This is a genomic window from Streptomyces sp. WI03-4A, assembly GCF_033792105.1.
Taxonomy (GTDB): Bacteria; Actinomycetota; Actinomycetes; order Streptomycetales; family Streptomycetaceae; genus Streptomyces; species Streptomyces collinus_A.
Genome location: NZ_JARAUO010000036.1, coordinates 35,696 through 48,318 on the forward strand (window position 1 = coordinate 35,696; position 12,623 = coordinate 48,318).

The 12,623-nt window shown below is 73.0% G+C and carries 15 protein-coding genes and 1 pseudogene; 7 read left to right on the top strand and 9 right to left on the bottom strand.

The features are described 5' to 3' along the window. Positions 1-44: 44 nt before the first annotated feature. Positions 45-416: a GtrA family protein gene (locus PV343_RS29405; RefSeq protein ID WP_319150042.1), complete on the bottom strand. Its 372-nt coding sequence runs from the start codon at positions 414-416 to the stop codon at positions 45-47. Then, positions 416-661, bottom strand: a pseudogene (locus PV343_RS29410) (glycosyltransferase); the annotation flags it as partial. The gene PV343_RS29405 and the pseudogene PV343_RS29410, both read right to left, overlap by 1 nt. A gap of 141 nt (positions 662-802) precedes the next feature. Between PV343_RS29410 and PV343_RS29415 the strand changes: the two are divergent. Together PV343_RS29415 and PV343_RS29420 are read left to right on the top strand one after the other, a co-directional pair. Next, positions 803-1,249, top strand: coding sequence for a carboxymuconolactone decarboxylase family protein (locus PV343_RS29415; protein WP_319150044.1), 447 nt, complete (start codon positions 803-805; stop codon positions 1,247-1,249). 2 nt (positions 1,250-1,251) lie between these two features. Continuing rightward, on the top strand, positions 1,252-1,695 hold the full coding sequence (locus PV343_RS29420) for a DUF6314 family protein (RefSeq protein ID WP_319150045.1): 444 nt from the start codon (positions 1,252-1,254) through the stop codon (positions 1,693-1,695). Here PV343_RS29420 and PV343_RS29425 read toward each other — a convergent pair. The 3 genes from PV343_RS29425 to PV343_RS29435 form a co-directional block, all read right to left on the bottom strand. Then, on the bottom strand, positions 1,677-2,270 hold the full coding sequence (locus tag PV343_RS29425; protein ID WP_319150046.1) for a histidine phosphatase family protein: 594 nt from the start codon (positions 2,268-2,270) through the stop codon (positions 1,677-1,679). The two genes, PV343_RS29420 and PV343_RS29425, sit on opposite strands and share 19 nt — an antisense overlap. A gap of 82 nt (positions 2,271-2,352) precedes the next feature. Next, positions 2,353-2,790, bottom strand: coding sequence for a GNAT family N-acetyltransferase (locus tag PV343_RS29430; RefSeq protein WP_319150047.1), 438 nt, complete (start codon positions 2,788-2,790; stop codon positions 2,353-2,355). A 62-nt stretch (positions 2,791-2,852) separates the two neighbouring features. After that, positions 2,853-4,415 carry a PLP-dependent aminotransferase family protein gene (locus PV343_RS29435; RefSeq protein WP_415923520.1) on the bottom strand — a complete coding sequence of 521 codons (1,563 nt, stop codon included), beginning with the start codon at positions 4,413-4,415 and terminating at the stop codon, positions 2,853-2,855. Between PV343_RS29435 and PV343_RS29440 the strand changes: the two genes are divergently transcribed. Together PV343_RS29440 and PV343_RS29445 are read left to right on the top strand one after the other, a co-directional pair. Continuing rightward, entirely contained in the window at positions 4,384-5,199 is an 816-nt protein-coding gene (locus PV343_RS29440; protein WP_388238046.1) for a DMT family transporter, read from the top strand. The two genes, PV343_RS29435 and PV343_RS29440, sit on opposite strands and share 32 nt — an antisense overlap. A gap of 16 nt (positions 5,200-5,215) precedes the next feature. Beyond that, positions 5,216-5,413, top strand: coding sequence for a DUF1918 domain-containing protein (locus PV343_RS29445; RefSeq protein ID WP_319150050.1), 198 nt, complete (start codon positions 5,216-5,218; stop codon positions 5,411-5,413). A 1-nt stretch (position 5,414) separates the two neighbouring features. Here the strand turns inward: PV343_RS29445 and PV343_RS29450 are convergent, their stop codons facing one another. Then, entirely contained in the window at positions 5,415-6,653 is a 1,239-nt protein-coding gene (locus PV343_RS29450) for a glycoside hydrolase family 10 protein (protein WP_319150051.1), read from the bottom strand. A gap of 170 nt (positions 6,654-6,823) precedes the next feature. Here PV343_RS29450 and PV343_RS29455 point away from each other — a divergent pair, with 170 nt between their 5' ends. Continuing rightward, on the top strand, positions 6,824-7,699 hold the full coding sequence (locus tag PV343_RS29455) for a 3-hydroxybutyryl-CoA dehydrogenase (protein ID WP_319150052.1): 876 nt from the start codon (positions 6,824-6,826) through the stop codon (positions 7,697-7,699). A 193-nt stretch (positions 7,700-7,892) separates the two neighbouring features. After that, a complete protein-coding gene (locus PV343_RS29460; RefSeq protein ID WP_319150053.1) occupies positions 7,893-8,153 on the top strand; it encodes a hypothetical protein in 261 nt (86 codons plus the stop codon). On the opposite strand, the gene PV343_RS29465 is transcribed toward PV343_RS29460, so the two are convergent. Further along, on the bottom strand, positions 8,150-8,686 hold the full coding sequence (locus tag PV343_RS29465) for an NUDIX hydrolase (RefSeq protein WP_133922948.1): 537 nt from the start codon (positions 8,684-8,686) through the stop codon (positions 8,150-8,152). The genes PV343_RS29460 and PV343_RS29465 overlap by 4 nt on opposite strands. A gap of 65 nt (positions 8,687-8,751) precedes the next feature. Next, the gene (locus PV343_RS29470; protein ID WP_319150054.1) at positions 8,752-10,092 is read right to left on the bottom strand and encodes a transcriptional regulator; all 1,341 of its coding nucleotides are present in this window, start codon (positions 10,090-10,092) and stop codon (positions 8,752-8,754) included. A 465-nt stretch (positions 10,093-10,557) separates the two neighbouring features. On the opposite strand from PV343_RS29470, the gene PV343_RS29475 reads away from it, so the two are divergent. Continuing rightward, positions 10,558-11,424 (top strand): hypothetical protein, encoded by an 867-nt coding sequence (locus PV343_RS29475; RefSeq protein WP_319150055.1) that lies wholly within the window; start codon positions 10,558-10,560, stop codon positions 11,422-11,424. 35 nt (positions 11,425-11,459) lie between these two features. On the opposite strand, the gene PV343_RS29480 is transcribed toward PV343_RS29475, so the two are convergent. Continuing rightward, positions 11,460-12,506: a PP2C family protein-serine/threonine phosphatase gene (locus PV343_RS29480; RefSeq protein ID WP_319150056.1), complete on the bottom strand. Its 1,047-nt coding sequence runs from the start codon at positions 12,504-12,506 to the stop codon at positions 11,460-11,462. Positions 12,507-12,623: the final 117 nt, after the last annotated feature.

The window sequence follows — 12,623 nt, forward strand, 5'->3', positions numbered from 1 at the left end:
TCCATCCTCCTCCTGATGGCATGACTATACGTATCGCTGCACTTTTATGCAATCGACTCCGGGAGCATGACCCGGCGGGAGACGACGAAGGTGACCGGGACCGCGGCCGCCGAGGCGAGCAGCGGGGCGAAGCGGCTGCCGGCGTGCAGGACGTCGACGATCACGTACACCCCGGCGGTCGTGATCAGGAAGTTGGTGACGTTGGTGAGCGGGAACAGCAGGAACTTCCGCCAGGTGGGCCGGGTGCGGTAGGTGAAGCGCGCGTTCAGGAAGAAGGATCCGACCATGCTGAGCAGAAATGCCAGGACGTGTGCCGCGAGATACGGAAGTCCGGTCAGGAACAACAGATAAAGGCAGTAGTAGGTGGCCGTATTCACGACACCCACCACGGCGAAGGTGAGCAGTTGCCTCGACATCAGGGGATGAGATCTTTCGTCCGGTCCACGTTGGTCGCCTTCCCCGGGAAGTGCGGGCGCCCCTTCACCTGGTCCCAGACGCGGCCGGTGTACTCCCCGATGACTCCCAGCATGACCATCTGGACGCCCGCGAGGGCGGTGACGGCGGTGAGGATGGTCACATACCCGGGTGTGCGGACGCCGTGCACGAGCGCGGCGCCCACGATCCACGCGGTGTACAGCCCCGCGCAGGCGAGCAGGGCAAGCAGGGCCGCCTCCTTGCCGAAGTTCCGGCTGGAGGACACGTAGCGCGCTTGACCTGGAGTGCGCTCCAAGTCCTACGGTCCTTGATCGACCCCACGACGCACGGCCGCCGCACACCGGACGGCCGGGAACGGACGAGTGACATGAGCGAGTCGAGCGAGAGCACCACCCGTGACGAGCGTTTCGCGCGCGGCCTGGAGGTGCTGCGGGCCGTCGACGGCGAGGCCGGGCAGCGGGTCATCGACTCGCTCGCCGACGTCAGCCCCGAGCTGGGCCACCAGATCGTCTCCTGGGGGTTCGGCGAGATCTACGCCCGTCCCGGGCTCGCGCCCCGCGACCGCCAGCTGGTGACCCTCGGTATGCTGACCGCGCTCGGCGGCTGCGAGCCCCAGCTCGAGGTGCACGTGAACGCGGCCCTGAACGTGGGCCTGTCCCCCGAGCAGATCGTGGAGGCCCTGCTGCACTCGGCCGGGTACTGCGGCTTCCCCAGGGCGCTGAACGCCACCTTCGTGGCGAAGAAGGTGTTCGCCGAGCGCGGGCTGCTGCCCGTGGAGCAGGGGCCAGGGACGGGCACCGACGGCAAGGAGTGACGATGGGCGGGTTCTGGCCCGTGGCCGACGTACTGGCCCATCTGGCCGGGCGCTGGCGGGTCGAGCGGGACGTGCGGGACCTCGCGGGCGGCGCCGAGGGGCGCTTCGAGGGGACCACCGTGTTCAGCCCGCTCGACGGAGGCGGGCTGCTGCACGAGGAGTCCGGCACCTTCAGCTGGCACGGGGTGGCCCGGCCGGCGACCCGGACCCTGAGGTTCCTGCCCGGCGCCGCGCCGGGCACGGCGGACGTACGGTTCGCGGACGGCCGGCCCTTCCACGCCCTGGACCTGACCTCGGGGCGGTACGTCGCCGACCATCCGTGCGCGGCCGACTTCTACCGCGGCGAGTTCACGGTCGCGGACGCCGACCACTGGCGCACGGTGTGGCGGGTCGGCGGTCCGGCGAAGGACCTCGTGCTCACCACCGATTACGTGCGCGAGGGCTGACCCGACGGGCAGTCGAGCCGCAGGTTCCAGCGGCCCGCCCGGCCGGTCACCGTGGTCGACGACAGCGGACGGACGTCGATGTTCCAGTAGGTCGAGGGCGGTGCCTTCAGGGCGTACACCAGGGCCGCACGGATCACCGAGGGCTCGGCGACGGCGACGATCCGGCCGCCCTCCTCCACCGGGCGGGTGTCCAGCCAGCCGCCCACCCGGGAGATGAAGCCCAGCAGCGACTCGCCGCCGTGCGGGGTGGACCGCGGGTCGGCGAGCCAGGCGTCCACCGCGTCCGGCTCGCGCGCCATCGCCTCGCCCAGGGTGAGCCCGCGCCAGCGGCCCATGTCGCAGTCGCGCAGGGCGAGCTGAACCAGCGGCGCGTACCCGAGCGCGTCACCGGTGGCACGGCTGCGCGGCGTCGGCGAGCAGTAGCGGAGCTCGGACGCCGCCAGCGGCAGCAGGTCCCCGGCGGCGCGCTGCACCTCGTCCCAGCCGGCATGGTCCAGCGGCCGGTCGTCCTCGAAGCGCTCCGCGAGCAGCGGGGAACTGCGCGCGGCGGCGACGAACGTCACCCGAAATGGCATGCCGTGATGGTGAGCCTCGCGTGTGCGCAGGTCAAGGGCTACCTGCTGGGAGTCACTCAGGGTAGGTGAACGGTCACCCGCGTCACTCGAAGGGCAGGACCATGAAGTCGACGGGACGGTCCAGCGCCCGGAAGCCCGCCTTCTCGTAGACACCGTGGGCGTCCCGCGTGGCCAGCAGGACGCGGCGCAGCCCGAACGGCCGCAGGTACTCCCGGATCCCCTCGACGAACGCCGTGCCGACGCCCTTGCCGCGCACCGAGGGGTCCACGTACACGTCGGCGAGCCACGCGAACGTCGCCCGGTCGGTCAGCACCCGCGCGTACGCCACCTGCGCGCCGGACGCCGTGTCGTAGACCCCGAAGTTGAGCGAGGAGGCCATCGCGCGCTCGTGCTTCTCACGGGGGCGGTCCATGGCCCAGTAGGCGTCGCTCGACAGCCAGCGGTGGACGCGGTCGACGTCGACGCGGGAGGTGTCGTCGGAGAACTCGTAGCCTTCGGGGAGGCCGGGCAGGTCACTCATGCGCAGATCCTCACAGCCCCGGTGACCCGGAGTCGACCGGATAATCCGGGGGCCGGGCCGCGCTACAGCGCCTCGTCGCACGCCGTCCGCAGGCGGTGGACGCCCTCGGTGATCTCGCCCGTGCTCGCCACGGCGGCGAAGCTGAGACGGAGGTGGCCCGCGGGGGGTTCGGCGCTGAAGTACGGCCGGCCCGGGGTGAGGGCGACGCCCGCGCGCAGGGCGGCCGCGGTCAGGGCGCGTTCGTCGGCCCCGTCGGGCAGGCGCACCCAGAGGTGGTAGCCGCCGGCCGGGATGTGCGGCAGGGCGAGTTCCGGGAGGTGGCGGGAGAGGGCGCCCGTCATGGTGTCGCGGCGGGTCTTCAGTTCGGCCGAGAGGGACCGCAGGTGGCGGGGCCAGGCCGGGGAGCCGACCAGTTCCAGGGCGGCCTCCTGGAGCGGGCGCGACACGAAGAAGCTGTCGACGACCTGGATGGCGCGCAGGCGCTCCAGGACGGGCCCGCGCGCGGCCAGCGCGGCCACCCGGAAGCTGGGCGAGGTCGCCTTGGTCAGGGAGCCGACGTGGACGACGACGCCGTCCGGGTCGTCGGCGGCGAGCGGGCGGGGCAGCGGTCCCGCGTCGGCGTGCACGAGGCGGCGTACGAAGTCGTCCTCGACGACGAACGCGCCCGCCGCGCGGGCGATGCGCAGCACCTCGGCCCGGCGGCCGGGCGCCAGGACCGCGCCGGTCGGGTTCTGGAAGAGCGGCTGGCAGACGAACACCCGGGCGCCGCTGGCCCGGAACGCGTCGGCGAGCAGGTCGGGGCGCACACCGTCCGCGTCGACGGGCACCGGGACCGGGCGCAGGCCGGCCGCGCGGGCCAGGGCGAGCATGCCCGGGTAGGTGGGCGACTCGACGAGCACCGGCGCGCCGGGCGGGGCCAGCGCGCGCAAGGCGGTGGCCAGGGCGGACTGGCCGCCGGCGGCGACCAGCACCTCGGCGGCGGTGACGGCCCCGCCGATGCCGCGCGCGAACCACTCGCGCAGTTCCGGCAGGCCCTCCAGCGGCGGCCGCCCCCAGGCGCCGGGCCGCCGTCCGGCCCGGGCCAGGGCCGCGGCCATGGCGCGCTCGGGCTGCAGGGAGGGGTGCGGGTAGCCGCCGCTGAACTCGAGCACGCCGGGCGGCGGGGCGGCCAGCGAGACGGTGACGCCGTAGGCGTCCACGGTGCGCGGGACGAGGTCGGTGGTGCCGTCGGCGCTCAGCGCGACCTCCTGCCAGGAGGTGTCGCCGGCGGGCTCGGCCGGCGCGTGCGGGCGCGCCGCCCGGAAGGCGCCGGCGCCGGGCCGGGTGACGACCAGGCCCTCGGCGGCGAGCTGGGCCAAGGCCCGGGAGACGGTCACGGGGCTCACCCGGAACCGCTCGACGAGAGCCCTGCTCGACGGCAGCTTTCCACCCGGCGAGTAGCGGTCGAGCTCCCGCCGTAGCTGTTCCACCAGCTCCCCCACACTGCTACGCTCTTGCATGAGAGCACAGAGTAGCGCTACTGCGCCCACGGCGATAGCGGTCCCCGCGCCCCGCGAAGGCCGGTCCTCCGGCACCGTGCTGGCCGCCCTCGGCGTGATCGCCTTCTCCCTGACCTTCCCGTCCACCGCCTGGGGGCTGGAGAGTTTCGGGCCCTGGTCCCTGGTGGCGGTGCGCGGTGTGCTCGCGGCGCTCGTGGCGGGCGGCTGTCTGCTGGCGCTGCGCGTGCCGCTGCCCGAGCGCCGGCACCTGCCGGGCCTCGCCGTGGTCGCGCTGGGTGTGGTGCTCGGCTTCCCGATGCTGACCACGCTCGCCCTGCAGACCTCGACCACCTCGCACGCCGCGGTCGTGGTCGGCCTGCTGCCGCTGACCACCGCCGTCTGCTCGGCGCTGCGCACGGGCCACCGGCCGTCGCGGCGGTTCTGGGTGGCGGCGCTGGCGGGCGCGGCGGCCGTGCTCGCCTTCACCGTCGGGCAGAGCGGCGGCGCGCTCACCACGGCCGACGGCTACCTCTTCGCCGCGCTGGTGGTGTGCGCGGCCGGCTACACCGAGGGCGGCAGGCTGGCCCGGGTCATGCCGGGCTGGCAGGTCATCGGCTGGGCGCTGGTGCTGTGCCTGCCACTGAGCCTGCCGGCCGCCGCGGTGGCGCTGGCGTACGAGCCGGTGCACCTGACCGCGCACGGTGTGGCGGGTCTGCTGTGGGTGGCGCTGGGCTCGCAGTTCCTCGGTCTGGTCGTCTGGTACCGCGGGATGGCGGCCATCGGGATACCGAGGGCCAGCCAGTTGCAGTTGGCCCAGCCGCTGCTCACACTGGTGTGGTCGGCGCTGCTGCTGGGCGAGCACCTTACTGCGGCCGCTCCGCTGACCGCTGTCGCCGTGCTCGTCTGCATCGCCGTCACCCAACGGTCGTGACCGTGAGGAGGGCCCGATGCGCGCAATCGTGGGCGACCAGCTCGTTCAGCACGGCAGAGTGGTCGGTCAGCACGACCAGGTCTCGGAAGTCGTCGAGGTGATGGGCGCCGAGGGCAACCCGCCCTACCGCGTCCGGTTCCCGGACGGGCACGAGGCGGTCATGTCCCCCGGCCCCGACTGCCAGATCAAGCACAGGGACGAACGACAGCACTAGATCAGCGCGGTGGCGTCGCCGGCTCGCGGTAGTGGTCGGCGACCACCCGCGCCATCGCACCGACCGGATCGGCCGCCACGTCCTTGGCGGCGAAGAAGACGTGCCCGCGCACCTGCGGGTGGCGGGCGGCGAGCGTGAGGTGGCGGGACAGTTCCACCGGGTCCTGCCACGCGGACGGCTGCCCGGCGGCCCCGGCCTTGTACAGCGCCTCGCCGAGGTAGAGACGGGTCCCGGTGCCCTCGGCCACCTCCGCCCACCAGTCGACCAGGGTCGCGTAGTCGGCGGCGGCGAAGCCGATGTGCCAGTAGAGCTGCGGGACGACGTAGTCGATCCAGTGGTTGCGGACCCACGTGCGGGTGTCCGCGTACAGGTCGTCGTACGTCTGCACGCCCGCCCGGGTGTCCGAGCCGCGGGAGTCCGTGGCGGCGTTGCGCCACACGCCGAAGGGGCTGATCCCGAACCGGGTGCCGGGCCGCACCCGTCGGATGCCGGCGGCCATCTCCCGCACCAGGCGGTCGACGTTGTCGCGGCGCCAGTCGGCGCGGCTGCCGAAGTCGCCGCCGTGGCGGTCGTAGGCGGCGTCGTCGTCGAAGGTCTGCCCGGCCACGGGGTAGGGGTAGAAGTAGTCGTCGAAGTGCACGGCGTCGACCGGGTACCGGGCGACCGCGTCGAGCATGGCCCGCTGCACGAAGGCGCGCACCTCGGGCAGCCCCGGGTCGTAGTAGAGCTTGCCGCCGTACGTCACCACCCAGTCCGGGTGCATGCGCGCCGGGTGCGAGGCGGCCAGCCGGGCGGGGTCGGTGTGATCGGCGACGCGGTACGGGTTGAACCAGGCGTGCAGCTCCAGGCCGCGGGCGTGCGCCTCCCGCACGGCGGTGCCCAGCGGGTCCCAGCCCGGGTCCACGCCCTGCGTGCCGGTGAGGTACTCGGACCAGGGCTCGTACGGCGAGGGCCACAGGGCGTCCGCCATGGGCCGCACCTGGAAGACGACCGTGTTGAGCCGGGCGCGCACCGCCCGGTCCAGGTGGGCGATCAGCTCCCCGCGCTGCTCGGCGGCGGTGAGGCCGGTGCGCGAGGGCCAGTCGCGGTGGGACACCGTCGCCAGCCACACGCCCCGCATCTCGGTCGCCGCCCGCGGCTCGCGCCGGCCGGGGACGGGGCCGGCCGCGGCCGCGCCGCCCGCCGTCGCCAGCGCCGAGAGGGCGGCCGTCGCGAACGCGCGCCGTGACAGGAAACCCATCCACACACCCCACACGCTCCGGATCCGCGCCGTCACGGATCGTTCCGCGCCCCAGAATGCCCCCACCCGGACGATCGATCATCGATACTTCGCGGTAACGTGCACGATCGGAGCAGGCGCCGAACCCCGGAGGTCTGCCAGCGAGCCGGAGAACCAGCGAAGGGGACGAAGTGACAGGCTTCCCATCGGGAGATATCACGCGCGTCGGAGTCGTGGGCTGCGGCCAGATGGGCGCGGGCATCGCCGAGGTGTGCGCCCGCGCGGGACTGGACGTGAAGGTCGCCGAGACCACCGGCGAGGCCCTGGAGATCGGCCGTACCCGGCTGCTCAACTCCCTGGCCAAGGCCGCCGAGCGCGGCAAGATCACTGAGGAGGAGCGGGACTCCACCCAGGCCCGGCTGAGCTTCACCACCGACCTCGGCGAGTTCGCCGACCGCGATCTGGTGATCGAGGCCGTCGTGGAGAACGAGCAGGTGAAGACCGAGATCTTCCAGGTGCTCGACCAGGTGGTGACCCGCGCGGACGCGATCCTGGCCTCCAACACCTCCTCGATCCCGCTGGTGAAGCTGGCGGTCGCCACCTCGCGTCCGGACCACGTGGTCGGCATCCACTTCTTCAACCCGGCTCCGGTGCAGGCGCTGGTCGAGCTGATCCCGGCGCTCACCACCTCCGAGGGCACCCTCAGCCGCGCCCAGGTCTTCGCGGAGAAGACGCTCGGCAAGCACGCCATCCGTGCCCAGGACCGCTCCGGCTTCGTCGTGAACGCCCTGCTGGTGCCCTACCTGCTGTCCGCGATCCGCATGTTCGAGTCGGGCATCGCGAGCCGCGAGGACATCGACAACGGCATGGAGATGGGCTGCGCCCACCCGATGGGCCCGCTGAAGCTGTCCGACCTGATCGGTCTGGACACCATCGTCTCCATCGCCAACTCGATGTACGCCGAGTACAAGGAGCCGCTGTACGCCGCTCCCCCGCTGCTCCAGCGCATGGTCGAGGCCGGCCGGCTCGGCCGGAAGACGGGTTCCGGCTTCTACAACTACGGCTGACTACCGTCCGCCACTCCCGTGGGCCCGGCACCGGTTCTGGTGCCGGGCCCACGCGTTTCACACACCGTGTGCGCGCCGGGCCCGCATATGCCCTTCGCACACGCTCCCCTCGCGCCCACCAGGCGAGTTCACTCTTGATGCGCATGCAAGGGATGCGAAGCAAGCGCATTCGACTACGGAAAGGAGTGGACCCGTGACCACCGATCCGGAGCGTCCCGTGGTCCCTGGTGAACTCGCAGAGTTACGGCGCCGACTCGACGTGGCGTACGCCCGCGTCGAGGGCGGTCTCGCTCTGCTCAGTCACCGCACCGAGGAGACCGCCAAGGAAGTGGACGAGCTGCACTCGCGCATGATCTCGCTGGAACACGCGCGCTGGCCGCTGCCCTCGCTCGCCGCGCTCACCGCACTGGGGGCGCTGGTGGTGACGGTCTGGCAGGTGCTGGCGGCCCACTAGTCATCGGCGAGCCTGAGGTGGTGCAGCAGGAGTAACGCGGCCGCCATGTTGGCGGCCGGGACCTCCCCCCGGGCGATCAGGTCGGGGACGACTTTGAGCGGGACCCACTCCCGGCGGTCCGACTCGAAGTCGTCCACGGGGTGTCCGACGTACTCGCCCCGGTCGGACCAGTAGATGTGGTGCCGGGCGTCGGTGAGGCCGTTGGACGGCTCGACGCTCATCAGGTGGTGCAGGGGTCCCGGCCGCCAGCCGGTCTCCTCCTCCAGTTCCCTGGCGGCCGCGGTCGCGATGTCCTCGCCGTCCTCCACCACGCCGGCGGCCAGTTCCCAGCCCCAGCTGTCGGTGATGAACCGGTGCCGCCACAGCAGGAGGACTTCGTTGGCCTCGTTGACCACCGTGGCGACGGCGACCGGCCGCAGCCGGATGAGGAAGTGGTCGAGGTGCCGGCCGTCCGGCAGCTCGACATCAGCGAGGTTGACGCTGAACCAGCGGTTTTCATACACAGTTTGTTCGTTCTGTTTCGTCCACTGCACGGTTCTGCCACCTTCCGACGAGTAAGTGGCAATATCGCAGCAGGGACTGTGTACCTACAGGGCGCCTACAGCGGTACGCGCAGTGCGCCGTCGATGAGCTCGGCGGCTTCCGCGGTTCCGGCCGAGCCGCAGCGCACCAGGTGTTCGCGTACCGCGCGCAACCGGTCGCGCAGCCGCCGCGACTCCATCCCGCGGGCCTGCTCGGCCATCCGCACGGCGGTGGCCACGGCCTTGTCGGCGTTGCCCTGGCGCAGCTCGATCGTGCTCAGCATGGCGAGCCGGTGCACCCGGCCCCGGTCGTGCGCCGGGTTGTCCACCGCGGCCGCCGCGTGCTCCCGGGCCGCGGCGAGTTCCCCGAGGCTGAGCAGCGCCTCGGCCACCTGCACGTTGACCAGGCCCGGCTGGACGTAGCCGGTCTCGTCGGGCTCGTACCCGCGCCGGATACGGTCGGCGGCCGTCTCGGCGCGCCGGATGCAGGACAGCGCGCTGCCGCCGTCGCCGAGGTGGGCGTACGCCTTGGCCTGCATCGCGTACAGGTCGGAGGCGAGCGCCGGGGTGATGTGCTTGCCCGCGGCGCGCAGCGCGGCCTCGGCGAAGGCGACGGCCTGCCGGTACTCCCGCATGAACAGCGCCTGGTTGACCAGCAGCGCGATCACGTAGGCGCCGAGTCCCCGGTCCCCACTGGCCTTCGCCAGCCTGAGTGCCTGGTGGAAGTAGCGCTGGGCGAGCCCGTGCGCGTCGGAGTCGTACGCGCAGATCCCCGCGATGGCCACCAACCCGCCGGTGGCGCGGTGCAGTTGGCGCCCTGTGGCGTCGGTGTAGCTGCCGCGCAGCAACGGCGCGGCCTCGGCGTTGAGGAAGCCGACGATACGGGTGCGGGTCGCGATGCCGCCGGCCTTGCGGTACATCTGCTCGTAGTGGGTGCGGGCGGCGCGCAGCATCTCGATGTCGGCCGGGGTGACCCGGTGCCGGCCGCCGCGGGAGACGTCCGTGTCCTCGGGCGGGTTCTCCCACTCCCAGACCGGCATCACGGCGGGGGTGCCGGTGACCGCGGGCGCGTCGAGCACGTGCGGACGCTGCTGTTCGTCGGAGCGCCACAGCGCGGTGGCGCGCTCGACGAAACCGGAGAGCGAGCCGGTGGGCGGGGTGCTGGGCTCCCCGGGCACGCCGAGGCCGATGTCGTCGAGGGTGACCGGCCGGTGCAGCCGGCCGGCGAGCACCTCGCAGATCAGGTCGGGCACCTGGCCGCGCGGCCGCTGGCCCTTCAGCCACCGCGCCACGGCGGTGTGTTCGTAGCGGAGCGCGAGGCCCCGCCGCCGGCCCGCCTGGTTCACGTGGGCGGCGAGACCGGCGTGGGAGACCCCCGCCTCGTCCAGGATCGCGTCGAGCAGAGTGTTGGGCTGCATGGGTTGCCCCCCGGGTGGCCTGGTGCGGTCAGCGTAGTGCTTCCGGGTTCACACGGGGTGTGAACGGAGTACGCGCATCCGCACGGTGCGCGCACTGTCGCCGAGCGTGTTCCGCCGCTTGACTGAGGTGCCTCGCAAGAGGTCGGCCGGGCCGTCGGCTCCCCCTCGAAAAGCGGCGGCCCGGCCATGGCGGCACCCTTCGTATGTGGCGGCGGCGTACGGAACGTGTCACAGAGCTCGTACCCACGGCCGCCGTCGCTTCCCCCGAGCTCTGCCGGGTGGGATGTTTACCGCCGGAGCGGCCCGCGGCGGGTCGCGGACAGCCATCGGGGGGACACCTTGACGCACCTGCACCACGGAACCGGCAACGGCGGGACCGCCGGAGGGGGACGAAGAACCGTCAGGACGGGCGGAGCCGGCACGACGAGGCGTCGCCGGGCGGCGGTGACCGCCGCCGCGCTCGCCATGACCCTTCCCTTGACGCTCAGCGCGGCAGGAGACGCGGGAGCGGCGACGGACCATCCCATCGTCTTCGCCCGCTACACCGCGGGAGCTCCCGTCGAGGACCTCTACGCCGTCTCGGCCGGCGGCGGCACGCCGGTCAAGCTCACCCACACCCCCACCGTCAGCGACGTGATGCCCAGCTGGTCCCCGGACGGCAAGCGAGTGGCCTTCGTGCGCTACGGATCCGGCGGCGCCATCGACGGCGTCTGGACGATGAAAACCACGGGGGCGGACCTGAAGGCCGTCCCCGGCACCAAGGGCGCGTCCGACCCGGCGTGGTCCCCGGACGGCAAGCGGATCGCCTATGCCAAGCCGGTCGGCACCCAGCGCGAGATCTACGTGGCCGACATCGACGGCACGCCGGCCACCCGGCTCACCCACACCACGGCGGACGACCTCCATCCGACGTGGTCCCCGGACGGCAAGTACCTCGCGTTCAACCGGGCGGACGCCGGCGGACACAGCAGGGTGATGCGGATTCGGCTGTCCACCCTGGCCCAGACGGCGGTCACCGGTTCCGGCTCCCACGACTGGACGCCGGACTGGTCGCACGGCAACCGCATCGTCTTCAGCCGGGTCGACTCCTCCGGCTTCGCACATCTCTACCTCGTCCGCCCCGACGGCACCGGAGTGCACCGCATCACCTCGGCCCGCTTCAACGACAAGTACCCCTCGTGGTCCCCGGACGGCAGCCGGCTGGTCTTCACCCGAGGCGGAGGCGACGACGCGGACCCCGAACACCTGTACCTGGTCCGCGCGGACGGCACCGGAACGACCAAGCTCACCAAGACCGACTCCCACGACCTGGAGGCGGACTGGCGCCCCTGACGTACACCGGACGACGTCCAAGACCTGATAAGGGGTCAGGCCGGCACGGCGGCGTCCGTGCCGGTGTCGCACGGTCCCGGGGAACGCGCCCCGCGCCGGTCGTTGCGCAGGACCAGGACCGCGACGTCGTCCACCGGCCGGCCCGCCGTGTGCCGCAGCAGGGCCGCGAAGACCGTGCGGAGCACCGACTGCGGGGTCACCGGGTGGTGGCCCAGGGCCTCGCGCAGCACCGTCGGCAGGGAGAAGAACCGGCCCCGGGCGTCCCTCGCGTCCTCGGCGCCGTCGGTGAACAGCACCAGCGACTCGCCGGGCAGCAGCCGGCCGCAGGACTCGGCGGCCGGTTCCGCCGGGAGCGGGAAGGCGCCGAGCGGCGGGAGCGGGTCGGCGCGGGTGAGGGGCTCCACCCGGGTGCCGCTGAGCAGGTAGGGCCATGGATGGCCGCAGTTGAGCGCGCGCAGCTGCCCGTCGCGGGCGATCTCCAGCAGCAGGACGGTGACGAACTCCTCGGCGACCGGGGGGCCCGGGTCCCGCCCGCTCGCCGGGTGGTCGGCGCGGCAGCGGTCCCGGAGGTGGCGGGCGTGGGCCCGCTCCAGCCGGCGCAGTACGAGGGCGAGTTCGGGCTCGTCGTGGGCGGCCTCACGGAAGCTGCCCAGCAGCGCGGCGGCGGTGCCGAGGGCGGCGAGTCCGTGGCCGCGCACGTCGCCCATGACCACGCGGACGCCGTGCTCGGTGGCGACGGCCTCGTAGAGGTCGCCGCCGATGGCCGCGCCCCGGTCGGCGGAGAGCTGGCCGGCCGCCAGGTGCAGTCCGTCGAGGCGGGGCGGCGGGGGCCGCAGCAGCACGCTCTGCGCGGCGCCCGCCACCCGCCGGGCCTGCCGGAGTTCGCGCAGCAGGGAGCGGCGGACCTGGACGATGAGGCCGGTGCCGACCGCGAAGAACACGGCGCCGGTGACGATGCGGGCGCCGAGTCCGTTCTGCTGGGCGAGTGGGCAGCCGAACTTGTAGCCGACCGCCAACGCTCCCCAGACCGCGGGGAGTACGCCCTCTCGTGCCGCGGGCGTCCGTGTCTTGATGCGGATCATGCCTCTGGTCCCCCATGTGGGCCCTGACAGAGCGGACGGACCGGCCCCGGAAGGCCGGTCCGATTCTGTCGAGGCATGCGCCGGGCGGCGGGGGATCACCCGGTTTTCCCACCCGAA

What these genes read in the sequence shown, in the direction of transcription:
- PV343_RS29405 (WP_319150042.1), bottom strand. Translation starts at nt 416, where the DNA reads ATGTCGAGGCAACTGCTCACCTTCGCCGTGGTGGGTGTCGTGAATACG.
- PV343_RS29415 (WP_319150044.1), top strand. Translation starts at nt 803, where the DNA reads ATGAGCGAGTCGAGCGAGAGCACCACCCGTGACGAGCGTTTCGCGCGC.
- PV343_RS29420 (WP_319150045.1), top strand. Translation starts at nt 1,252, where the DNA reads ATGGGCGGGTTCTGGCCCGTGGCCGACGTACTGGCCCATCTGGCCGGG.
- PV343_RS29425 (WP_319150046.1), bottom strand. Translation starts at nt 2,270, where the DNA reads ATGCCATTTCGGGTGACGTTCGTCGCCGCCGCGCGCAGTTCCCCGCTG.
- PV343_RS29430 (WP_319150047.1), bottom strand. Translation starts at nt 2,790, where the DNA reads ATGAGTGACCTGCCCGGCCTCCCCGAAGGCTACGAGTTCTCCGACGAC.
- PV343_RS29445 (WP_319150050.1), top strand. Translation starts at nt 5,216, where the DNA reads ATGCGCGCAATCGTGGGCGACCAGCTCGTTCAGCACGGCAGAGTGGTC.
- PV343_RS29450 (WP_319150051.1), bottom strand. Translation starts at nt 6,653, where the DNA reads ATGGGTTTCCTGTCACGGCGCGCGTTCGCGACGGCCGCCCTCTCGGCG.
- PV343_RS29470 (WP_319150054.1), bottom strand. Translation starts at nt 10,092, where the DNA reads ATGCAGCCCAACACTCTGCTCGACGCGATCCTGGACGAGGCGGGGGTC.
- PV343_RS29475 (WP_319150055.1), top strand. Translation starts at nt 10,558, where the DNA reads ATGACCCTTCCCTTGACGCTCAGCGCGGCAGGAGACGCGGGAGCGGCG.
- PV343_RS29480 (WP_319150056.1), bottom strand. Translation starts at nt 12,506, where the DNA reads ATGATCCGCATCAAGACACGGACGCCCGCGGCACGAGAGGGCGTACTC.